This window comes from Sulfitobacter geojensis (assembly GCF_000622325.1).
Classification (GTDB): Bacteria; Pseudomonadota; Alphaproteobacteria; order Rhodobacterales; family Rhodobacteraceae; genus Sulfitobacter; species Sulfitobacter geojensis.
Genome location: NZ_JASE01000003.1, coordinates 41,026 through 63,419, shown reverse-complemented (window position 1 = coordinate 63,419; position 22,394 = coordinate 41,026). Strand labels below are relative to the sequence as shown.

25 protein-coding genes are annotated in these 22,394 nt (G+C 56.8%); 11 read left to right on the top strand and 14 right to left on the bottom strand.

Annotated features, from left to right (window positions below):
• The first annotated feature begins 284 nt into the window (after positions 1 to 284).
• The 9 genes from hemP (at position 285) to Z947_RS0101560 (ending at position 8,638) form a co-directional block, all read left to right on the top strand.
• The gene (hemP, locus tag Z947_RS21760) at positions 285 to 434 is read left to right on the top strand and encodes a hemin uptake protein HemP (RefSeq protein ID WP_064502492.1); all 150 of its coding nucleotides are present in this window, start codon (positions 285 to 287) and stop codon (positions 432 to 434) included.
• Between the two features lie 62 nt (positions 435 to 496).
• Positions 497 to 928, top strand: coding sequence for a hypothetical protein (locus Z947_RS0101595; RefSeq protein ID WP_156026605.1), 432 nt, complete (start codon positions 497 to 499; stop codon positions 926 to 928).
• A 15-nt stretch (positions 929 to 943) separates the two neighbouring features.
• Positions 944 to 2,206, top strand: a complete 1,263-nt coding sequence (locus Z947_RS0101590; RefSeq protein WP_025042560.1) for an imelysin family protein — start codon at positions 944 to 946, stop codon at positions 2,204 to 2,206.
• A gap of 148 nt (positions 2,207 to 2,354) precedes the next feature.
• Entirely contained in the window at positions 2,355 to 3,863 is a 1,509-nt protein-coding gene (locus tag Z947_RS0101585; RefSeq protein ID WP_240477501.1) for a di-heme oxidoreductase family protein, read from the top strand.
• Positions 3,860 to 4,843, top strand: coding sequence for an imelysin family protein (locus tag Z947_RS0101580; protein WP_037938548.1), 984 nt, complete (start codon positions 3,860 to 3,862; stop codon positions 4,841 to 4,843). The genes Z947_RS0101585 and Z947_RS0101580 overlap by 4 nt, the downstream gene beginning before the upstream one ends.
• Positions 4,844 to 5,917, top strand: coding sequence for a DUF1513 domain-containing protein (locus tag Z947_RS0101575; protein WP_025042557.1), 1,074 nt, complete (start codon positions 4,844 to 4,846; stop codon positions 5,915 to 5,917). It abuts the gene before it with no gap.
• Positions 5,918 to 6,012: 95 nt separating this feature from the next.
• Positions 6,013 to 6,324: a cupin domain-containing protein gene (locus Z947_RS0101570; RefSeq protein WP_025042556.1), complete on the top strand. Its 312-nt coding sequence runs from the start codon at positions 6,013 to 6,015 to the stop codon at positions 6,322 to 6,324.
• A 12-nt stretch (positions 6,325 to 6,336) separates the two neighbouring features.
• Positions 6,337 to 7,164 carry a 5-dehydro-4-deoxy-D-glucuronate isomerase gene (gene kduI / locus Z947_RS0101565; RefSeq protein WP_025042555.1) on the top strand — a complete coding sequence of 276 codons (828 nt, stop codon included), beginning with the start codon at positions 6,337 to 6,339 and terminating at the stop codon, positions 7,162 to 7,164.
• Between the two features lie 46 nt (positions 7,165 to 7,210).
• Complete coding sequence (locus Z947_RS0101560; RefSeq protein ID WP_025042554.1) at positions 7,211 to 8,638, top strand: mannitol dehydrogenase family protein; 1,428 nt, start codon at positions 7,211 to 7,213, stop codon at positions 8,636 to 8,638.
• 20 nt (positions 8,639 to 8,658) lie between these two features.
• Here the strand turns inward: Z947_RS0101560 and Z947_RS0101555 are convergent, their stop codons facing one another.
• The 4 genes from Z947_RS0101555 to Z947_RS0101540 all read right to left on the bottom strand — a co-directional run bounded on the left by Z947_RS0101555 (position 8,659) and on the right by Z947_RS0101540 (position 12,533).
• Entirely contained in the window at positions 8,659 to 9,939 is a 1,281-nt protein-coding gene (locus Z947_RS0101555; protein ID WP_025042553.1) for a TRAP transporter large permease, read from the bottom strand.
• A 3-nt stretch (positions 9,940 to 9,942) separates the two neighbouring features.
• Positions 9,943 to 10,470 (bottom strand): TRAP transporter small permease, encoded by a 528-nt coding sequence (locus Z947_RS0101550; RefSeq protein WP_240477496.1) that lies wholly within the window; start codon positions 10,468 to 10,470, stop codon positions 9,943 to 9,945.
• Positions 10,471 to 10,569: 99 nt separating this feature from the next.
• Positions 10,570 to 11,562: a TRAP transporter substrate-binding protein gene (locus Z947_RS0101545; RefSeq protein ID WP_025042551.1), complete on the bottom strand. Its 993-nt coding sequence runs from the start codon at positions 11,560 to 11,562 to the stop codon at positions 10,570 to 10,572.
• 287 nt (positions 11,563 to 11,849) lie between these two features.
• Positions 11,850 to 12,533: a GntR family transcriptional regulator gene (locus Z947_RS0101540; RefSeq protein ID WP_025042550.1), complete on the bottom strand. Its 684-nt coding sequence runs from the start codon at positions 12,531 to 12,533 to the stop codon at positions 11,850 to 11,852.
• Between the two features lie 279 nt (positions 12,534 to 12,812).
• Between Z947_RS0101540 and Z947_RS0101535 the strand changes: the two genes are divergently transcribed.
• A complete protein-coding gene (locus tag Z947_RS0101535; RefSeq protein ID WP_025042549.1) occupies positions 12,813 to 13,556 on the top strand; it encodes an SDR family NAD(P)-dependent oxidoreductase in 744 nt (247 codons plus the stop codon).
• 55 nt (positions 13,557 to 13,611) lie between these two features.
• Here Z947_RS0101535 and uxaC read toward each other — a convergent pair whose 3' ends face one another.
• From uxaC to pobA, 6 genes are all read right to left on the bottom strand, one after another.
• Positions 13,612 to 15,012, bottom strand: coding sequence for a glucuronate isomerase (gene uxaC / locus Z947_RS0101530; protein ID WP_037938543.1), 1,401 nt, complete (start codon positions 15,010 to 15,012; stop codon positions 13,612 to 13,614).
• Positions 15,013 to 15,150: 138 nt separating this feature from the next.
• A complete protein-coding gene (locus Z947_RS0101525; RefSeq protein WP_025042547.1) occupies positions 15,151 to 15,978 on the bottom strand; it encodes a 3-oxoadipate:acetyl-CoA acetyltransferase in 828 nt (275 codons plus the stop codon).
• Between the two features lie 7 nt (positions 15,979 to 15,985).
• The gene (gene pcaG / locus Z947_RS0101520) at positions 15,986 to 16,600 is read right to left on the bottom strand and encodes a protocatechuate 3,4-dioxygenase subunit alpha (protein ID WP_025042546.1); all 615 of its coding nucleotides are present in this window, start codon (positions 16,598 to 16,600) and stop codon (positions 15,986 to 15,988) included.
• A 2-nt stretch (positions 16,601 to 16,602) separates the two neighbouring features.
• Positions 16,603 to 17,349 carry a protocatechuate 3,4-dioxygenase subunit beta gene (pcaH, locus tag Z947_RS0101515; protein WP_025042545.1) on the bottom strand — a complete coding sequence of 249 codons (747 nt, stop codon included), beginning with the start codon at positions 17,347 to 17,349 and terminating at the stop codon, positions 16,603 to 16,605.
• Positions 17,346 to 17,726, bottom strand: coding sequence for a 4-carboxymuconolactone decarboxylase (gene pcaC / locus Z947_RS0101510; protein WP_025042544.1), 381 nt, complete (start codon positions 17,724 to 17,726; stop codon positions 17,346 to 17,348). Before pcaC ends, pcaH begins: the two co-directional genes overlap by 4 nt.
• Before the next feature lie 48 nt (positions 17,727 to 17,774).
• Positions 17,775 to 18,944 carry a 4-hydroxybenzoate 3-monooxygenase gene (pobA, locus tag Z947_RS0101505; protein WP_025042543.1) on the bottom strand — a complete coding sequence of 390 codons (1,170 nt, stop codon included), beginning with the start codon at positions 18,942 to 18,944 and terminating at the stop codon, positions 17,775 to 17,777.
• Positions 18,945 to 19,052: 108 nt separating this feature from the next.
• On the opposite strand from pobA, the gene pcaQ reads away from it, so the two are divergent.
• Positions 19,053 to 19,970 carry a pca operon transcription factor PcaQ gene (pcaQ, locus tag Z947_RS0101500; protein ID WP_025042542.1) on the top strand — a complete coding sequence of 306 codons (918 nt, stop codon included), beginning with the start codon at positions 19,053 to 19,055 and terminating at the stop codon, positions 19,968 to 19,970.
• A 136-nt stretch (positions 19,971 to 20,106) separates the two neighbouring features.
• Here pcaQ and Z947_RS0101495 read toward each other — a convergent pair whose 3' ends face one another.
• The 4 genes from Z947_RS0101495 to Z947_RS0101480 form a co-directional block, all read right to left on the bottom strand.
• The gene (locus Z947_RS0101495; RefSeq protein WP_025042541.1) at positions 20,107 to 20,487 is read right to left on the bottom strand and encodes a VOC family protein; all 381 of its coding nucleotides are present in this window, start codon (positions 20,485 to 20,487) and stop codon (positions 20,107 to 20,109) included.
• 69 nt (positions 20,488 to 20,556) lie between these two features.
• On the bottom strand, positions 20,557 to 21,297 hold the full coding sequence (locus Z947_RS0101490) for a helix-turn-helix domain-containing protein (RefSeq protein ID WP_025042540.1): 741 nt from the start codon (positions 21,295 to 21,297) through the stop codon (positions 20,557 to 20,559).
• A gap of 70 nt (positions 21,298 to 21,367) precedes the next feature.
• Positions 21,368 to 21,670 carry a PAAR domain-containing protein gene (locus Z947_RS0101485; RefSeq protein WP_025042539.1) on the bottom strand — a complete coding sequence of 101 codons (303 nt, stop codon included), beginning with the start codon at positions 21,668 to 21,670 and terminating at the stop codon, positions 21,368 to 21,370.
• A 13-nt stretch (positions 21,671 to 21,683) separates the two neighbouring features.
• Positions 21,684 to 22,394: a DUF4123 domain-containing protein gene (locus Z947_RS0101480; protein ID WP_025042538.1), complete on the bottom strand. Its 711-nt coding sequence runs from the start codon at positions 22,392 to 22,394 to the stop codon at positions 21,684 to 21,686.

Here is a 22,394-nt window from a genome sequence, read left to right as displayed (position 1 = left end):
TTTCGGCGCCCCCAATATCCGAGTAAAAGAATCGGAATTGACAAGCCTTACTAAATCAATCAGGTTTAACAGCAAGCCAAGCAACCTGTTCAAGGCAGCCAGGATCCCCGGACTTGAACAGGTGATGTTTTGGAACAGAAATTTTACAGAGACGACAATCCAGTGAATGCGACCCTGAAGTTAAACACCTCAAACATGGCTACGATGCTGGCCTCCTCCGGTCTTGCCCGACATGGCGATAAATCCATGCGTGCGGCCCTTCGGTTGGGGGTGGCGTCATGAATATGATAACGCCAAAACCCAAGGCGCAGGACCCACTGTCGCATGATGCGCGTACCCTGATAGGGGCCGGCGATCAGGCGAAAATCGTTCTGGACGGTGTGGTTTACGTGCTGCGGATCACGCGGGCGGGCAAGTTGATCCTGACAAAATGACCGTGCACTCAGATTTCCCGGCTCAACCCCGAACAAACCCGCGCGGCGCAGCCCCGGTCGGCATGATTCACGAACTTCCGCCGCTTGAAGCCACCGCAATCCTGTTTTTGCGGGTTTGGTGTCAGGGCGGCTTGGCCCGCGATACGATTGCTGCGGATTTCGCCAGCGTCACTGCCAAACCCAAAGCTGCACAGGCGCTGGCCGACTTCGATGCGCTGATGCGTCTGGTTCTGTCGCAGTCGCGCCGCACATTAATGCGCCATGACTGCAAGTGTTCCTGTTTTGGCGGGGACGAAAGCGCCTTTGCGAATATGATCGCTGCGGCGGCGATGGCGGATGCGGACGAAGCGATGCTGTTTGCCACTACGCTGCTCAAGGCACCCGCCGCATATGAGGCCGTGCGCCTTGCCCGCGCCCTTGCGCATCCTTTCCTGTGCCTTGCGCGCAATTCCTTAAATCCTGTCGCACCCGTTGGATCGCAGCGGGTTCATTAATCAGAAAGAAACCTTATGTCCCGATTGCTGTTTGCTGCATTTGCTACAACCGCGCTCTGTGCCCTTCCTGCCTATGCCGTGGAAAAAGAGGCCGTATTGACGACCTACGCCGATATTGCCGCCGCAAAATACGACGACAGCCTGATCGCGGCGAAGTCCCTGCAAGACACGATTGAGGCCTTCCTTGCCGCCCCGTCTGACACAACCCTCAAAGCCGCGCGCGCGGCGTGGCGGGAGGCGCGGGTGCCATATATGCAGACAGAGGTGTACCGTTTTGGCAATCCGATGGTGGATGATTGGGAAGGACGCGTGAATGCATGGCCTCTGGATGAGGGTCTGATTGATTACGTCGATGCGACCTATGGCGGGGCGACGGACGAAAACGCCTTTGCCGCGCTAAACGTAATTGCAAACCCCAGCTTTACCCTTTCCGGTCAAACGGTTGATGCCAGCCGGATCACGCCCGCGCTGCTGGCAGATACCTTGCAAGAAGCGGACGGGGTCGAAGCAAACGTCGCAACCGGATATCACGCGATCGAGTTTTTGTTGTGGGGTCAGGATCTGAACGGCACCGACGCAGGTGCCGGCGAACGGCCGTGGACGGATTACGCCAGCGGAGCCTCCTGTACCGGCGGAAACTGCGACCGCCGTGCCGCATATCTGCGCGTTTCAACCGCACTGCTTATCGACGAACTGGCGTTCATGTCAGCGGCTTGGTCAGAGGGCGGCGCAGCGCGCGACGCGGTTCTGGCCGATGACACGAACGGCATTTCGATGATGCTTACGGGCATGGGGTCTTTGTCTTACGGTGAACTTGCCGGTCAGCGCATGAAGCTGGGCGTGTTGCTGAATGACCCCGAAGAGGAACACGACTGCTTTTCCGACAACACCCAGTACAGTCATTATTATGACGGCATCGGCATCCAGAATATCTATCAGGGCAGCTACACACGCCTTGACGGTACGACGGTGTCCGGTCCTTCGCTAAAAGAGTTGCTGAACGAAACCGATCCGGCCATCGCGGACCAGTTGGAAACCGACATCGCCGCCTCCGTCACATCGTTGAAAGACATTGTTACCGCGACTGAAAACGGCATGGCGTATGACATGATGCTGGCACGTGGCAATGCAACGGGCGAGGCATTAATCCTTGGGGCCGTCGACACGCTTGTTGCGCAAACGCGATCTATCGAACGCGCTGTTACCGCGCTCAAGTTAAATGCAATTGAACTGGAAGGGTCCGACAGTCTTGATGCGCCCGACGCCGTGTTCCAATAAGGTCGCAGGATGGGTATTGCAGGATGCGATACCCGTGCCTTTTCAACGCATCCTCTTCGCGACAACAGAAAGCTGACCCCCGTTGATGCCACGCTTGTGCTGCCCTGCATTCATGCTGACCCTTGCCATCGCCGGTGCGGGTTCCGCAATGGGGGATACCGTCGCGCTGACCCGTGATCTGGTGCAGCCCCATTTACAGGTGGTGCCGCGCACGGCGCAGGAAACCACCCGTATCGCCAAAGCCGTCGCGCCGACCACTGATTTTAGCGGAGCCGAGCCGTTTGAGACAAACAGTGGTGGCGGCGCGACTGTGCGGGCACGCGACAATGCCGATGCGTTTTCTCTGGTTTCGGGTAACGCCCCATTTGAACGTCAGCTTGATTTCCAACTGGGCAATGGCCTGTTTACCAAAATCTGGGTGTCTTCGCCGTCTTCTACGCTGGCCTCTGACGGGTTGGGTCCATTGTTCAATGCCCGCTCTTGCCAGTCCTGCCATCTGAAAGACGGGCGTGGCCATCCCCCCGAAGGACCGGATGACAGCGCGGTTTCGATCTTTTTGCGGGTTTCTGTCCCTGTCGAGGGAACAGAGCATATGAGTGCGATCGAAAGCTATCTGCATGCGCTTGATCCCAACACTGAACGCACAGCGCCAGATCCAGTTTACGGTGGCCAGTTGCAGGACTTTGGTGTGCAGGGCCATGCCGCAGAATATAGTTTCGGCGTTACCTACAAGGAAACCGAGATCGCCCTTTCTGACGGGGAAACCGCGTCCTTGCGCCAGCCAAGTTACCGGGCGGCGAATCTGGGGTATGGTCCTCTTGCCGAGGGCGCGATGTTGTCGCCAAGAGTGGCCCCACAAATGATCGGTCTGGGTTTGCTTGAGGCGATCCCTGCACAAGACATCCTTGCGCTGGCAGACCCAGAAGATGCCGACGGTGACGGGATTTCCGGTGTGGCACAGGTTGTCTGGTCCCATGAATATGACCGCCCGATGTTGGGCCGCTTTGGTCACAAGGCCGGTCAGCCGACGATCCGGCAACAATCGGCAAGCGCCTTTGCCGGTGACATCGGCATCTCCAGCACGTTGTTCAATACGCCAGCCGGCGATTGCACTGCTTTGCAAACGAAATGTAGGGCTGCGCCGGACGGCAGCACCGGCACCGACGCGTTGACTGAAATCAACGACGAAGGGCTTGATTTCGTCACCTTTTATTCGCGCAATCTCGCTGTGCCTGAACGCCGGGATGTCGATGATCCGGTGGTGCTGCGCGGAAAAGAGGTGTTCTACCAAACCGGCTGCACCTCGTGTCATGTCCCTAAATTTGTCACCGAACGCCTTGCCGAGCAGCCGGAGCAGAGTTTTCAATTGATCTGGCCTTATAGCGATCTCCTGCTGCACGATATGGGGGAGGGGCTGGCCGATAAGCGTCCCGAAGGGCGCGCAAACGGGCGCGAATGGCGTACGGCGCCGCTGTGGGGCATTGGATTGACCGAAACAGTGAGCGGCCACAGTTACTTCCTGCATGACGGACGGGCGCGATCCCTGTTGGAAGCTGTCCTGTGGCACGGTGGAGAGGCAGCAAACCAACGCGATGCGGTAATCGACATGCCCGCCGAAAGCCGTGCTGCATTAATCCGCTATCTGGAAAGCCTATGAAGTACGTCATTGCCCTCATCACCTGCTTGGCCGCTGCTCCTGCATTTGCGGATGTTGCGCAGACTGTGGATCAACATATTCTGCCAGGCTACGCCGCCTTTGACAGTGCCGCCGCTGATCTGGCGACTACCGCGCGCGAAGATTGCAGCATTCAGGCGGTGCAGCCCGCGTGGCACACTACATTTGATGCTTGGATGCAGGTCAGCCATCTGCGGTTCGGTCCGGTTGAAGAAGCAGGCAGATCCGTGAGTATTGCCTTTTGGCCGGACACACGCGGGGCAGGGCGGCGCGCGCTTGCTACATTGATCGCGGACGGCGATCCGGTGATTGATACCCCTCAGGGCACTGCACAGATTTCGGTTGCAGCACGCGGCTTGGTTGCCTTGGAGTATCTACTTTTTGATGCCCAATTTGCCGATGCGGGACCCTACGGCTGCGCCTTGATCCGTGCGCTGACCGCCGATCTTGCGGTGATGGCGCGGGAAACACATGACGCATGGGTTACGGGATATGCCGACGTTTTGCGCACTGCGGGGGCTGTGGGGAACCCTGCGTTTCTAACGGCGCAGGAAGGCACACAGATCCTTTTCACCAGCCTGATCACGGGATTGGAATTCACAGCAGATCAACGGCTTGGTCGCCCGATGGGGAGTTTCGAACGCCCCCGTCCCAAACGCGCAGAAAGCTGGCGGGCAGGGCGCAGCCTGCGCAATGTGGTGTTGTCGTTAGAGGCGCTGCGCGACCTTGCGCGCCATCTGACACAGGGCGATGCGCCGCACACGCTTGCCGCTTTCGACAAGGCGCTGGGATTGGCCGCTGATCTCGACGATCCAACGCTGGCCACCGTTTCAAACAGCCAGGGGCGGTTCAGGATCGAAGTCTTGCAGCAATCTGTCGACGAGATCCAAACCGCTGCCTTGACTGAAATTGGTGCAGCGCTCGGTGTGGCACCGGGGTTCAATTCTGCGGATGGGGATTGAATGCGCACGCGACGCGGCTTTATCGCTTCCGTTCTGGCAACGGCGGGCCTGCCTGCGCTGACATGGGCCGATGTGGGCGGTCCGTCTTACCTCGCGGCAGCGCGCGCCCGAGATGGCGCGTTTGTCCTGTGCGGGCTGACCCCGACCGGACAGGAAACTTTCCGCATCGCCTTGCCTGATCGCGCCCATGCCGGTGCGCCCCATCCGAACTATCCCGAAGCTGTGGTTTTTGCCCGCAGGCCCGGTACTTTTGCGCTTGTGATTGATTGTGTATCGGGGCGCGTTGCACAGGAGCTCATGGCACCGCAGGGGCAGCATTTCACAGGCCACGGGGTATTCGCACAAGACGGCGAGACCTTGTTTACCGGCGAAATCAGCAATGCGACCGGTGCAGGCAGCATCGGCGTTTGGGCGCGCGCTGAAGGCTACCGTCGGGTCGGACAATTTGCATCGGGCGGCATTGGTCCACATGAAATCCTGCGCCTACCAGAACAGGACGTTCTGGTTGTAGCGAACGGGGGAATTATTGCTGCGCTCGACGACAAACGCACCAAGTTGAACATTGACGAGATGCGGCCGAACCTGACCTATGTTTCCGCCACGGGCGAGATCATCGACCAAATGACCCTCCCGTCCGAGCTGCACAAAAGCTCTATCCGTCATTTGGCTGTCAATGGTCGCGGTCAGGTCGCTTTTGCAATGCAATGGGAGGGCGAGGCGGGTGCATCGCCGTCGCTTGTCGGGCTGCATCAAAGCGGGCAGGCTGCGCGTTTGCTGGATGTTCCGACAGCGGTTTCCTACCAGATGGCAGGCTACGTCGGCAGCATCGCCTGCGCCAAAGACGACGGCGGCATCGTGGTCAGCTGTCCAAAGGGCAATCTTTTGGTCCTATTCTCAACTACGGGCGATTTCATCACCGCGGTGCAAAGACCGGATGTATGCGGGCTGGCCGCCGCAAACGGGCGGTTCATCGCAACAGACGGGTTTGGCGGTATCAGTTCCGTGACCGACCAAGGAATCCGCCCCTTGCGGCAGGGAAAACTCGCTTGGGACAATCACCTGATCGCGATCTGATACCGGATTATGATCGGGTACAATCGCGCTTTTCTTCTCAAAACTGGCATACTATCATACCAGAATGCGTATTCTGTCAGTAAGGAACCTAGGAAATGAGCGACTTTCCAGTTGTGCAAGCGAGTGAAGGCGTCTTGCGTCAGGTCTTGGCCGATCATCCGGACCTGATGGTCGTGGCTTTTCAATTCCAGACCGCCGGGGCAACCGGCGCGCGGCACAATCATCCCCATGTGCAATCCACCTTTGTCGAAAGCGGGCGGTTCCGGTTTTCGATCGAGGACGAAAGTTTTGAAATCGGGCCCGGCGACAGTTTTGTCATTCCCTCGGAGGCGGCGCACGGATGTGTCTGTCTTGAACCGGGCCGCCTTGTGGATTGCTTCACGCCGCGCCGTGATGATTTTCTTTAAAAGGACGACCCGATGACTGTTAATAGTGAAACCCGCTATGCCATTGACCCCATTGCGGCCAAAAGTATGGACACCACCGCCTTGCGTGAAAATTTCCACAAAAGCGGGCTGTTCAGAGAGGGCGAAATCAACCTTGTGTACACCCATTACGACCGCCTGATTTTTGGTGCTGCCGTGCCGGGACAGACCGGGCTGACGTTGGATCACATGGCAGAAACCGGCACGGCGCATTTTCTGGACCGGCGTGAAATGGCGGTTCTGAACATCGGGGGCACAGGGCAGGTTTCAGTGGGGGGCGACACCCACACCGTCGCATATGGCGAAATTCTGTACATCGGCAAGGGTGCCGGCCCTGTTACGTTTTCCGGTGCGGGCCGGTTTTACATTACCTCAGCACCTGCGCATAAAACCTGTCCTACCAGACTGGTGACACCTGCGCAGGCGCGCCGCATTGAAATGGGCACCCCTGAAACGGCAAGTGAACGGGTCATCGTCCAGTTCCTGCATCCCGACGTCTGTGAAACATGCCAGTTGGCGATGGGTTATACGCAGTTTCAGCCCGGTAGCGTCTGGAACACCATGCCCGCGCATACGCATGACCGACGGATGGAAGCATATTTGTATTTTGACCTCCCCGAAGAGGCGCGCGTCTTTCACTTTATGGGACGCCCTGACGAGACGCGTCACCTTGTTATCGCCAACGAAGAAGTCGCGATTTCACCGCCTTGGTCGATCCATTCGGGCGCCGGCACTGCGGCCTACACATTTTGCTGGGTGATGGCGGGGGACAACATTGATTTCACCGATATGGATATGGTCGCCATGCAAGATTTGCGGTGACATCGCTGCCCTGCCTATCGCACAATACATCTATGGAGCAGTTTAAATGGCGATAGCGGACGGGTTTTCCGACACCTCGCAACTTACCGCGAAAGGTGCTGCACGACCGGATGTGCGCATCGTTCACCTTGGTTTGGGGGCATTTTTTCGGGCGCATGGTGCCAGCTATCTCGCGGATCTCGGCGGTTGGGGTGTTTTGGGCGTCAGCCTGCGCAGCCCCGCCGTGCGCGACGCATTGGTGCCACAAGACTGCGTTTATACAGCCGCCGAACTGACACCGGACGGGATAAAGCCACGTCAGATCGAGGTGCTGCGCGATGTGTTGGTCGCGCCGGAAAACCCGCAAGCGGTGATCGACGCGATTGCCGATCCAAATGTCTGCATTGTCAGCCTGACCGTCACTGAAAAGGGATATTGCCACGATCCCGCAAGCGGCCGTCTGAACATGTCACATCCCGATATTGTGCGTGATCAGACGCAAGACCACCCAAGGTCCGCAATCGGATATCTGGTGCGCGGTTTGCACGCGCGTTGGCGGGCGGGGGCGGCACCGCTGACGATCATGTCTTGCGACAACCTGCCGGATAACGGCGCACTGACCCGCCGCGTTGTTCTGCGCCTTGCGCAAGAAATCGCACCGGATGCCGTCGACTGGATCACGGCAAACTGCACCTTCCCGTCAGCGATGGTCGATCGGATCGTGCCCGCGACAACATCCACGGATATTGAAACGCTTAATACGCTGGTCGGGCAGCGGGATGCCGCCCCTGTCATGCACGAACCCTTTCGCCAGTGGGTGATCGAAAATGAATTCGCCGGCGACCGCCCCGTCTTTGAAGACGTCGGTGTGCAGTTGGTCGATGACATCTTGCCGTTCGAATTGATGAAGCTGCGTATGCTTAACGGGGCCCATTCTGCACTGGCCTATCTGGGATATCTAAGCGGCCATAATACCGTGTCCGAAGCGGCGGCAGATCCGGTGCTGGCCACGTATTTGCGCCACCTGTGGCAGCGTGAAATCGCGCCAACGCTGATCGCACCGCCAGACACCGATCTGGACCACTATGCCGCAACCTTGCTGGAGCGGTTTGCGAACCCCGCAATTCAACATAAGACCTATCAGATCGCGATGGATGGCAGTCAAAAGCTTCCCCAACGTCTGTTAGGCACGATTCTGGACCGGTTGAATGACGGGCAGGATGCAGATGCGCTTTTGCTGGGCGTCGCCGGTTGGATGCGGTTTACAGGGGGTATCGACGAAGCGGGTACCCCGTTTGATGTACAAGACCCGCTTGCTCCAGCCTTGCGCGCTGCCCAATCCACTGATCCCGCGACGACCGTGCGCAATCTTTTGGCATTGGGCGAGATATTCGATGCCTCTTGCGCTGCGCGGATCGAACCTGTGCTCGTCCGACTGTATCAAGGGCTGTCAGATCATGGTGCCCGCCATATGATGTCTGCGCTGACCAGCTAAACGTGCCCCGTCTGCCTGCGTTACCCAAGCACTGACGGCAGCCACAATGAAAACGCAGGCACGAATGTGATCAGGATCAACGCAAACAGGATGGCCAGATAGAAGGGCCATATCGTTTTAAGCGCGTCTTCGATCTTGACCTTGCCCACGGCACATCCAACGAACAGGCACGTCCCGACAGGCGGGGTGCATAACCCAAGCCCGAGGTTCACCAGCATCATGATGCCGAATTGCGTGGGATCCATCCCCAAACCTTTTGCGATGGGCAGGAAGATCGGCGTACAGATCAGGATCAACGCGGCCATGTCCATGATCATGCCAAGCACCAGCAAAATCAGGTTGATCATCAGCAGAATAATGATCGGGTTTTCAGAGATCGACACCAGCAAATCGCTGAGCTTGCCCGGCACCTGATAGAGAGCCAGAAGATAGGCAAAGGACGAGGCAAACGCGATCAGGATCATCACCATCGCAGTGGTGCGCACAGCGCCTGTTACGGCCATGACAAAAGCATGCCACGTCAGGGTGCGGTAGTAAAACTTGGTCAGAAACACCGCATAAAGGGCGCCAAATGCACCGGATTCAGTGACGGTGAAAACGCCCGACAACGTGCCACCGACGATAATAACAGCGGTAATAAATCCTGGAATCGCATCCGCAGCGGTGCGCCCCACGACACCCCAGCCGGGGAACGGTTCAGCAGGGTATTTGTGTTTGATCGCCATGACATAGGCCGCAACGGCAAGGCTGAAACACATCAGCATGCCGGGAATAACGCCCGCGAGAAACAGTTTGGAAACAGAAATGCCACCACCGGCGGCGACGGCAAAGATGATCATGTTGTGGCTTGGCGGAATGACAATCCCCGCGATGGAGGAAGTGACCGTAACATTGACCGCAAAATCCGGCCGATACCCGCGTTCTTTCATCACCGGAATAAGCAGCGAACCAAGGGCGGAAATATCTGCCACAGCTGAGCCCGAAATGCCGCCAAACAGCATGGACGAAAAGATATTTACCATCGCCAGGCCACCTTTCAGGTGACCCACAAGAGCAGAGGCAAGGCGCACCAGTCGCGCGGCGATGCCGCCATGCAGCATGATCTCGCCCGCGAAAACGAAGAACGGAATGGCCAGCAGGGAGAACACCGAAACACCCGCCGTCGCCCGTTGAAAAGTGATGAGCGCCGGAAACCCTTCGTACCAAAAGGCAGAAGCGGCGGCGATCCCCATCGCGAAAGCCACAGGCATTCCGGCGACAACGAAAAAGCCGAAAGTGAGCAGCAGAATGGTCAGGCCCATGTGTCAGATTTCCAGATCTTGAGGGACTGTGTGCCAGTCCGAGAAAGAAAGAATGCGCACAAGGGCCCGCAAACCGGAGAAAAGAAAGATCAACGCGCCACAGGATGTGATGGCCAGCGTGCGAAAGCTTTCGGGGATATCGAGCATCGGTAAAAGCGTGTCCCAGCCAAATCGCATCAGGACAATACCCGCGATCAGCATGACCAGACCGAACCCTGCAAGGATAAGATCAATAGCGATCATAAACACCTTTTGCACCGCTACGGGCATCATATCACGAAACAAGGACACGCCCAGATGGGTGTTTTCCTTGACCCCGGCAGCGGCACCCAGAAAAGCAATGTAGCACACCAGCAGCAGGGCCAGTTGTTCCACCCATGTGGGCGTGGCGTTCAATACATATCGGCCAAAGACCAGCCAGCCAAACGTCGAGACCAACAGGACCAAAGCTGCGGATGCGATAAAGATGCACGCTTTGCGCAGAGCATCTGTTGCCACCTCAAGCTTGGCAAGTTTGGAAGAATGTCCCACCACCGTCATCTCCTCATCTGCGCGATCAAATGCTGTAAGAGTGCGCGACGACGAAGGCCCGTTTGCGATGAAACGGGCCTTCGCTTGATCAAATCCGCATTAATCCGCAGTGCGGATCATATCGACAAGACCTTCAAGATCGGGGTTCGCGGCCAGAAACGTCTGGTATACAGGTGCCATTGCGGCCTGAAACGGACCTTTGTCAGCGATTTTGTTCACGGTCGTGCCGCCATCCTGAACGGTTTTCATGCTTGCCGCTTCACGCGCCTGCCACAGTTCGCGCTGCAATGTCGCGCTGGCCTGACCGGCCTCTTTCACGATGGTCTGCTGCTCCGGCGTCAGTTTTTCCCATGTCTTCAGGCTCATGCACAGACATTCGGGAATGATGAGGTGTTCCGTCAATGAATAGTACTTGGCCACTTCGAAGTGGTTGGTGGATTCGTAAGACGGCGGGTTGTTCTCTGCCCCGTCTACAACGCCGGTCTTGATGGATTGATAGACCTCGCCAAACGCCATCGGTGTCGCGTTCCCATCCATGGATTCGACCATGCCGACAAACAGATCGTTGCTCATCACGCGGACTTTCAGACCCTCAACATCGGCGGGTGTGTTGATCGGACGGACGGAGTTGTAAAACGACCGCGCCCCGGCGTCGTACCACCCAAGCGGCACCATGCCTTTGTCCATCATACCAGCGCCGATGGCCTCGCCCACTTCACCATCCATCAATTCATACATCTGCGGGATGGATTTAAAGATGAAGGGCAGGGAAACAACGTTGGTTTCAGGGATCGATTGGCCCATCGGTCCAAGGCTGAATTCACCGAAATCAATGATGCCAAGGCGAATTTGTTCGATCGCATCCGGCTGGCTGCCCAAAACGCCGTTGTGATAGGTCTTGCCGGTGATTTCACCTCCGGTTTTCTCGGCCACTTCGGCCATGAACGATTCCATTGCAATGGAAACCGGATAGTCCTCGACGTGGATGTTCCAGCCGCGCAGTTCTTTTGCGCCTGCTGATGTTCCAACGATGGCCATTGCGCTTACCAGTGCGGCCCCGATGAGCGTTTTACGTCGTGTCGTCGCATTCATATTCTGATCCCTCCCGATCATATTGGTTCCCTTCAGCGGCCGGATCGCCCGGACATGCCAGAAGATATTCCTGTTCTTGCCGTGCTCCGCTCAAGCAAACCCTGAGTCTCTGCGGCAATTGGGATACTAGTATTTCAAGTGCGGGGATGAGTCAATTACCCAGATTTTGAGGAGCCCTTATCGGAACGGTTTTGGCAAAAAGAAGGGTCTAAACACGCAAAAACCCTGCCATCGGGGCGCTTGCCGATGACAGGGTTTTCGCAAACTATGGCAAAAGCCGGGGGAGGTTAGTCTTCGAAATACTCGGGGTTACGTGCGAATATCGCATCAATCGTTGCGTCAAGCCGGGTAAGGTGGAGCATCCCCGCCTCAACGGCGCGTTCCCTGTCACCCGCCTTGATACCTTCGGCAATCGCACGGTGATCTTCCAACAGCTGGCCCATTCGGTCTTCCTTGGACAGGCTCAAACGGCACAAACGGTCAACGCGGCTTTTCTCAAAGGAAATAACCTCAAAGGCGAATTCGACCTTTGCAATCGCGCATAGCGTTTTGTGAAAGGCATAGTCCAGATCCGTGAATTCTTCGTAATTTCCATCGTCAACAGCCAGCGCTTGTCGCGCCAGATTGGAGTCTAGCATCTTGCCGTCTGCCTCGGTCGCGCAATCAGCAGCGCGCCGCAAGACCTCGGCTTCGACGCTGGAACGCACAAAGCGGGATTTGGTGACTTCGTACAGCGAGAACCGTTTCACTTCGGTTGCTTTTTGCGGCCGGATCAACAGCAGGCCAAGGTTATCGAGCCGGCTGAAAGCGTCCCGTACCGGTTGACGTGACACGCCGAACTTTGCCGCAATTTCCGCTTCGGAGATTTTGGCACCGGGCAACATCTCAAGCGTCACAATAGCATCGTAGAGGTCATCGAACACAACGTCGACGCTGGTTCTGCGTTCTTTGGTGCGTGCTAGTGATGACATTTTCATTCCTCTTTTTCCGGGCAACCTAATGGATGGAGGTTCGATTTGCCATCCTACCCTTTAGCGCAGCCTGCCCATTGCCGCGAGGTCCATCGGTTAAAGCCGGATCGGGTATAGCGCCAGCCCCTACAACCGTTAAGTTTCCGTGTTGCGGCATGGAGTCGGTCAGTTTGTCATTGCATTTCAAACCAAGATGTATTCTAGCATACCAGATTACAGATCAGGAAGCCAGCAAGATCGGCATGATCCTGGGTCGACGCAAACCAATGGAGCAAATTCATGAAGCTAGAGGGAAAAACCGCAATAGTGACCGGCGCGGGGCGTGACATCGGGCGGGCTTGTGCGGTTGCGCTTGCTGCCGAGGGGGCCAATGTTGCCCTGAATTATTACTCCAGCAGCGAAGGTGCCGACGCCGCAGTTGCCGAAATTACTGCGGCAGGGGGCAAGGCATTTGCAAAACAAGGTGACCTGAATACGCAGGACGGTGTCGATGCCTTGGTTAAGGCCACGCTTGACGCGTACGGCAGCATTGATGTGCTGGTGAACAACACCGGCGGCTTGATCGCGCGCAAAACCATCGCGGAAATGTCGCTGGATCACTGGAATGCGGTGATGGATCTGAACCTGACCAGCACCTTTATGATGACCAAGGCCAGTTTGCCCCATCTGACATCCGGCACCATCGTCAATCTGGCCAGTCAGGCCGGCAGGGACGGCGGCGGACCGGGCTCGGTTGCTTATGCCGCGTCAAAGGGTGCCGTAATGACGATGACGCGGGGGCTGGCCAAAGAACTGGGGCCGGATGTGCGGGTCAACGCCATTTGCCCCGGCATGATTGATACCGATTTTCACAACATTCACACACCCGATGCCGCGCGTCGTGGACTGGAAGCCTCAGCTCCGGTCAGACGTCAGGGATTGCCAGTGGATGTGGCTAATCTGGTGGTGTTCCTTGCCAGTGACGACAGCGGTTTCATTACGGGTACCAATGTCGACATCAACGGCGGAATGCTGTTCAGCTAAAGCGCCGGTCGCGCGCGCATGTCTTTGGGACAGCGCGCGCGTTTCGCAACAAAACCTAAAGTTTATAAGCTCTCTTGGCCAACCCATAGGCAAGATCCACGGCGACCTCTGCCGCATCCGCGCGGCTTAGCCGGCCGGTTTCAACCAAAGTGGCAAGATACCCGCAATCCACCCGCCGCGCGACATCATGGCGTGCAGGGATCGAACAAAAAGCGCGCGTATCATCGTTAAATCCAACAGTGTTGTAAAAGCCTGCCGTTTCGGTCGTCATTTCACGGTAGCGGCGCATGCCTTCGGGACTGTCAAAGAACCACCAAGCCGGTCCGATTTTCAACGCCGGATAAACCCCGGCCAGTGGTGCCAGTTCGCGGGCATAGGTTGCCTCGTCCAGCGTGAATACGATGAGAGACAGCGCCGGATCGGTGCCGAATTTGTTCAGCAGCGGTTGCAGCGCTTTGGTATATTCAGCGGCTTTCGGAATATCAAAGCCCTTGTCAGCACCGAAGGTCTCGAACATCTTCGTTGAATGGTTGCGGTCTGCACCGGGGTGGATTTGCATCACCAACCCGTCCTCGACACTCATCTGCGCCATTTCGGTCAACATCTGGGCGCGAAACAACCTGTGATCCTCCGCGGTGCCGTCACCGGCGGTAACCTTGTCAAACAGCGCTTCTGCCTCTGCACCACCAAGATCGGCAGTTGTTGCATCAGGGTGCCCGTGGTCAGTGGCCGTTGCCCCCATTTTGATGAAATGTTGGCGCCGCTTCTGATGCGCTTTCAGATACCCGCACCATGTCTGCGTATCTTCGCCTGTGACCTGCCCCAAAGCGGTCAGGTTCTTACTAAAATCACCCGCATCAGGGTCGATAACGGCATCAGGGCGATAGGTTGGAATGACCCGCCCGCCCCAATCCGACGTTGCGATTGTCGCGTGATGCGCAAGCGGGTCCAATGCGGCGTCGGTTGTGGCCAGCGCTTCGATTCCAAAGCGATCAAACAAGGCACGGGGGCGAAAGGACGGATCAGCAAGGCAGGTAGAAAGGTGGTCATAAATCGCATCAGCCGTGTCTGCCGACAATGCGTCCTGAACGCCGAACACATCGCTTAATGCGTGATCAATCCACATCTTCGAAGGCGTTGCGCGCAAAAGGTAATAGTGCTGCGCGAACAAGCGCCAGATGCCGCGCCCGTCTGTTTCGAACGCGCGGCCGTCGCGGGGCGCGATCCCCAGACGTTCCAACGGCACGCCTTGGGAAAACAACATGCGAAAGACGTAGTGGTCAGGCGTGACGAACAGTTGCGCGGGGTCGGGAAAACGCGCATTTCCCGCGAACCAGGCCGGATCGGTATGGCCATGCGGGCTGATGATCGCCAGCTCTGCTACCTGTTCATAAAGCGAACGCGCCAGAGTTCTTGTGGCGCGTTCCAATGGAAACAGTCGATCAGGATCAGGCATAAGCTGTTCAATGTCCGTGTTAGACGCAATGGGGCAGGGGATGCATCCCGCTTGCCCTGATCTAGCACAGGCGACCTCTGGTATACCAGTGCGTTGACACGGTTGGCCGTGATCCGGGGTGGCCTGCGCCCCTGTCCTTTAGGATTGCAGCCCGAGTATCTCGCGCGCTTGTTGCCATGTTGCGACGGGACGTTCGTATTTCTCGCATAGATCAACGGCGCGTTGCACCAGTGCCGCGTTTGACGGCGCCAGTCGCGCGCGATCCAGACGCACGTTGTCCTCCAGACCGGTACGGGTATGGCCGCCCTTGGAAATCGCCCATTCGTTGATGGTAATCTGCGCAGGTCCGATACCCGCAGCACACCATTGCGCGTCCGGTGCAAGCCGTTTGAGGGTCTCGATGTAAAAGTCGAAAATCGGCTCGTCAGCCGGCATTGCGTTTTTCACACCCATCACAAACTGCACATACAGCGGCCCCTTTAGCCTCCCGTCTGCGGCCATCCGCGTGGCCTGTACGATATGGCCAAGGTCAAAGGCTTCGATTTCGGGTTTAACGCTGTGCGCCAGCATTTCAGCGGCCAGCCAGTCCACCAGATCAGGGCTGTTTTCATAAACACGGGTTGGAAAATTATTCGACCCGACCGACAAGGACGCCATGTCAGGCGAAAGCGGCAACATCCCGCCCCGTTCGCGGCCTGAACCGGAACGGCCACCGGTTGAAAGTTGGACGATCATACCGGGGCAATGCGCCTCGATCCCTTCTTTCAGGCGGGCGAAACGTTCTGGATCGGAGGTCGGTTTGCCCGCGTCATCGCGCACGTGGCAATGCGCGATGCTGGCACCGGCCTCGAAAGCCTGATGCGTGCTTTCGATCTGTTCTGCGACGGTGATTGGCACAGCCGGATTGTTGTCTTTGGTGGGCAGGGAGCCGGTGATCGCGACACAGATAATGCAGGGGTTGGTCATAAGAACCTCAAATATCGAAAAAGATGGTTTCGTTCGGCCCTTGCAGGTGAACATCGAACCGATAGCTGCCGTCATCTTGCGGCGCTGCAAGCAGGGTCGGCACACGGTTTTGATGTTCAATCCGCGTCAGGATCGGATCGGCAGCATTCGCGTCGGGTTCGTCGGCAAAATAGATGCGGGTATGCAGGCCGATGTTGATGCCGCGTGCGACAATCCACGCTGTGATATGCGGGGCTTGCATCCGCCCGTCGGGAAAGGGCACGGCCCCCGGTTTGACGGTTTCAAAAGTGAACTCGCCGGTGTTCATATCCCCTGGCGATCGTCCCCAACCCGTGAAATTAGGATCCGCTGTACCGCGTGTTTCATTGGCCGAGGCAAACAGACCCGCAGCATCAGCTTGCCAGATTTCGATCATCGCATCACGCAGGGGCGTGCCGGTGCCGTCGTAAACGATCCCTTTGATGGTGATCTCCTGACCTTGCACAGGCCCTGATTTCATCACCGTCCCAAGGTCACCGCCATAGATGTCGATACCGGTAAAATTAGGCGTACAGCCGATGTGCACATAGGGACCTGCCGTCTGGCTCGGGCTTTCGCGAAGATAGTGAAGAGGTTGCACCATGATCAAAGACCCTCCTTGCGGTTCTCGAAATAGGTCTGGCGCTGGCCGCGCAGCACGATGTCGAATTTGAACGCGCGGCTATCCATCGGTACCGTGCGGTTCATATCCAAAGGTGCGGTCAACGCGTCAATCGCCGCTTGGGTTTTCAGGATGCCCACGATGGGGCAAAGTTTGATATGCGGATCGCCCTCGAAATACATCTGGGTGATCAGGCGCTGCGCAAAGCCGTGGCCGAATATCGAAAAGTGGATATGGGCGGGGCGCCAGTCGTTCATCCCGTTGGGCCAGGGGTAGGGGCCGGGCTGAATGGTGCGGAATTCATAGCTGCCATCCTCGCCCGTGATCGTGCGCCCGCAGCCGCCAAAATTAGGATCCAGCGGTGCCAGATAGCTTTCTTTCTTGTGACGATACCGCCCGCCCGCATTGGCCTGCCAGAATTCCAGCAAAGCCCCCGGCACACCGCGACCGGTTTCGTCCAGAACCCGCCCGTGCACGATAATGCGCGGCCCGATCGCACTTTCACCGGCTTGGGCGTAGTTGTGGATCAGATCATTGTCCAAATCGCCCAGCATGTGATGTCCGAAAACAGGCGAGGTTTCTTCGCTTAGCGTGCTTGGGAAGGACAAAAGCGCGGATTGCGGACTGCGTTTGATGCTGGTTTTATAGGGCGGCGTCAGCGCGTCGGGCTGCCAGTTGCGGTCGCGCGGGATGTAGCCACCGGATTTGGGCGGTGTATTCGGGATGCTCATATGGAAATTCCCATCTCTGCATAGGTCTGTTTGGCAAGTTTAATCGCGTGGTTCGCTTTTGGCACGCCCGCATAGACGGCCACATGCATAAAGGCCTGCACGACATCCTGTGGGCTGGCACCGGTATTGGCGGTTGCGCGCACGTGCATCGGGATTTCATCAAAATTGCCGGTCGCGGCAAGCAGGGACAGCGTAAGCATGGAGCGTTCGCGTTTGCTGATGCTGTCATCCGACCACAAGGTGCCCCAGGCCCCTTCGGTGATCATGGTTTGAAAAGGCGCATCGAATTCGGATTTATTCGCTTCGGCGCGGTCCACATGGGCGTCGCCCAGGACCGCACGGCGGGTCGCCATGCCCTTTTCAAATTGGTCGGACATTCACGCTCTCCTTTTGCAAACGGGTGCTGATTTGGGCAAACCGCTGTATCAATACGGCAGGCCAACATAGTTTTCCGCCATCGCCTGTTGCGCCGCCTTGTTGGTGCGCAGGAATTCAATTTCGGCGGTTTGCATCTTGAGGTCAAATGCTGATTGATCGGGGTATGTATGCATAAGCGACGAAAACCACCAACTAAAGCGTTCGGTTTTCCAAACCCGTGCCAGAGCTTTTTGCGAATACGCGTCGATGCCGTCCGTGCTGTTGTTTTCGTAGAAATCACACAGCCCGTTATACAGGTAATTCACGTCGGACGCGGCGGTGTTCAGCCCCTTCGCCCCCGTGGGGGGCACAATATGTGCGGCGTCCCCACACAGAAACAAGCGCCCCCAGCGCATCGGTTCCGTCACAAAAGAACGCAAAGGCGCGATTGATTTTTCGATGCTCGGCCCGGTTACCAGCTTTGCGGCTTGCTCCGCGGGAATGCGGCGTTTGAGTTCCTGCCAGAATGCCTCGTCTGTCCAGTCATCGGGTTTGTCCGACAGCGAACACTGGATGTAATAGCGGCTTAGGTTCTCGTTACGCATCGAACACAGCGCAAAGCCGCGCGGCGAATTGGCATAAATCAGTTCGTGATTGACCGGTGGGGTTTTCGATAGAATTCCGAGCCAGCCGAATGGATAGACCTTTTCATATTCGCGGCGCACCTCCAGCGGGATGGCCTGTCGGCTGACACCATGAAACCCGTCACAGCCTGCGATAAAATCACAGGCTAGTTTGCGCGTCTGACCCTCAACCACATAGGTCACATAGGGCGCATCCGTATCGCCGTCGTGGATCACGACATCCTCTACGTTGAATTCGATTTTACCGCCGGCCTTTTCGCGCGCCTCATACAGGTCGCGCGTCACCTCTGTCTGGCCGTATACCATCACCGGCTTACCTGTGTGTTCGGTGAAATTAACGCGGAACATTTCCTCGCCATAGGAAATCAGCGTGCCATCATGTGCGATGCCCTCGGCATGCAGACGCGTCGCACATCCGGCTTCTTCCATCAGGCGGACCAGCCCCTGTTCCAGCACGCCCGCGCGGATGCGGCCAAGCACATAGTTTTTAGTCTTGCGCTCCAGCACCACGGAGTCGATGCCGCGCGTATGCAACAGCTGCGACAACAGCAAACCGGACGGACCACCACCAATGATTGCAACCTGAGTTTTCATGACATCCTCCCGCACCAGTTGTCGAAACCCTTAACCTGTACATCGCATAGTTTTATGGATATTCAAAATGAGATATCGTGCAGCTTAGTTTCCCAAAAAGGCAAGAATATGGATCGACGGATCAAGTTTCGCCACCTTGATGCCTTTAGTGCAATTGCGCGGGCCAGCAGTTTCAAGGCCGCGGCACAGCAATTGAACCTGACCCAGCCGGCGATTTCCAAGACCTTGAAGGAACTAGAGGAAATACTGGGCGTCGTTGTCATGAAACGCAGTCGCGCGGGCGTGAGCCTGACGCCGGAAGGCGATGTGTTTTTGCAATTTGCGGAGCAAAGCACCACCGCGTTAAGGCACGGGTTGCGCAGCATCCAAGCCACAAGCAGTGGTGCAGGCCATCTGCGGGTGGGCGCGTTGCCCAGTGTTGCGTCTTCGTTGCTTCCTGATGTCGTGTTGCGATTTGCAGCCACCAGCCCCGACACGTTGATCGAAATACACGAAGGGCCGCATAATGATTTAACCGCACAGCTGCGAAGTGGTGGCCTTGATCTTGTTGTCGGGCGGCTTGGCAGTTTCGACACGATGACCGGACTGAGCTTTCAACAGCTTTACGCCGAAGAAGTTGTCATCGTGGCCAACCCCCAAAGCCGCGCGACACAGATCACCAGCTTTGCAGCGCTGGATGGTTTTCGCGTGCTGTACCCGCCGAAAAATTCCGCCATCCGCCCCTTGGTCGCCCGCATGTTGATTGCCCAAGGCGTACCCCTGTTTCACAACCGGATCGAAACCGCGTCACCGGCTTTCGGGCGGGCTGTCACGGCCGCCGACCCCGACACGGTTTGGGTCATCAGCAAGGGGGTCGTTGCCGAAGACATCGCGCAAGGACGTTTGGTACCGTTGAAGCTTGACATGACCCAGACCCTAGGCGCCGTCGGCATTATGAGCCGCGCCGAAGAGGTACCGTCGGTTGCCACACGGGCGTTTTCAAAACTGTTGAATACAGTCTGCGCTCAAACAACCGGTATGCTGTAGGAAAGCACCATCTTTTTTTACATAATTCATATTATCAACATTCGGCAATTGCAGCCTTCCGAAATCACCGGCGGCAGTTGAAACACAATAGGGGCAGCCCAATGGACTGCCCCTATTCTTAATCATCAACGCTGCCTTACTGCATTGAGTTCAGGCCGAACATATTGCCTTCTGTGTCCTGACAAAGCGCGACCCATCCGTATTCGCCGATCGAAAACTTTGGCCGGATCACTTTTCCGCCTGCTTCCTCAACGCGGGCTTGTTCCACTGCGCAATCCTGAGCCGCGAAATAAATGATGGTGCCACCGACACCGGGGGACGCGTGTGGCGATTTGGTCAAAGCCCCCGCAGCGCCATAGGCCCCCATGTCGGCGGGAAAGCTCATCATCTGCGTTTCGCCGGTTGGATCACCCATTGCTTCCAGCTTTTGACCCAGCACGGTTTCGTAAAAATCGACGGCCCGTTCCAGATCATCCACATAAATATCGAACCATGCTACTGCGTTCATCTTGGTCATCCTAATCTCCATTTTGTGTGTCGCTATGACACCTGACTACCAAGGCCCCGTCGCACAGTATTGTAGATTTCAGACATCGAACTTTCGGGCGTATTTTCCCGGAGTGTAACCCGTAGCCTTGCGAAATGAGTGGATGAAATGGGACTGATCCGCATAGGACCATGTGTCATTTCCGTTCAAAGATTGCTGCAATCTCAATATCTTAAGCAGATCATGCGGGGCAAAACCGGTGGTCTTTTTCAAGGTACGCTGCAACTGGCGCGGCGAGAGGTTTGACAGTTCGGCCATGTCCCCCACGGTCAAAATATCATCCAGATGCTGGAAAATTCTTTCGGTGACCGGATTTGGCGCGACCAGCTTTTGGTCGATCAGATGTTCGACCAATCCCACAAGCAAATCCTGACTGTCGTCGAATTTCCGCGCGGCGAGTTTCCTGTTGATCTCGAGCAGCGGCAGATCGCCGGCATAGGGCAAGTTGACCATCCCTTGGGCCAAGTCTTCAGGCGCACCTTGCCAGACACCGGGCAGGAAACGGATGTTGATGAAATGAAACGACTTGCCCAGATTGAACTCTTCCGATTGCGCCCGCAATCTGGCAAGGCCGGTGATGTCGCGGTTCAACTGGTCAAAGACGACATAGGTACAGGCGTCCGGCAACGCATGAAATCGGTAGTCTTCGGGCAAGTCACCGTGGGTGTTCAGTTCCAGAAACCGGTGCACGATCCCTTGCAGATGGGCGGGCGGCTCGACCTCGGTGAACGCGACCTCGCGCACCGACTTTTCTTTACCGTTGCCTTTTGGATTATACATACTGCCCAGTCCGGTTTTTATGTGCACCCTTAATTTAGGGGATGCCCCAAAACACGGTGCCGGGCAATCATCAACAGACCTTGATCAGCGGCACGCCTGCAACGATTTTGCCGCCATGGCCCGTGCTGTCCCCGATGCGCATGACACCTTTGCCGTTGATCTTGACCTTTGAAGATCCCTTTTTGTGCTTGTCGGGTCCGGGCAAACCGGCACATAGGGCGGATCCCCCTTCAACGGCCCAAGGAATACCGTTGAACTTTACATGACTTTGACCAGCGCTGATTACCGGTCCGCCAACATGCGGTCGGGGGCCGGACGCCACCTTGGGACAGACATGCATCATACCCAGAATGGCAAGGGGTTTACTGCTCATATCACGGTTCCTTTCATCCCGCGGTTGCGGGGTCTTGGGCGGCTTTGGCCAACAACAAGGCTACGTCTTCTTCGGACGGGGGCTGGATGCGCAGCGGCATGCCGGTTTCGATCAAATCGACATGACGGCTTTGCAAACTGCCATCAGAACGCAATTTGTGACGCTGCAACAGCCTGTGATCCCCGTGGGTTTCCGCAAAAATCGCCGTGATCCCGCGCAGAAAACTGCTGCGCTGGGTTTCGTCGAACGTCGGCAGATACGTGTTCAAATGCTGCGGACGGTAATATTTGAAGAAATAGCTCATACCGTCTTCGTCTTCGATTTTGATGAACTTTTTCATCTGCGTCTTCAAACGCATAAGCGGCAAACGGGAATGTATGACAATGCCCCAGTTTTCGCCGTACCCGTCCTCGACAAACCAGTCCCATGCATCGCCGTAGCGGCGCAACTCGACCAGCCATGGTCCTACATCACTCAGATCTTCGAATGCAGCACCGTCAAACAGGCAGCGCGCAGGTTCTGAAAACGCTTCGGCACAGACAGGAATATCGGGATTGATCGAAGCATCCAGCAACAGATAGGCCTTGAGCGGCGCGGTTTCTTCGTCTTTGGCGTCGGCCCGTTTGGCTTCATCCGCTTCCAATGGATCGAAAATCAGCGCATCCAGCGCCAGTTCAACCGCTTCTTTCTCGGGTGGCGGAGAGATAAATTCAGGCAGGTCCAT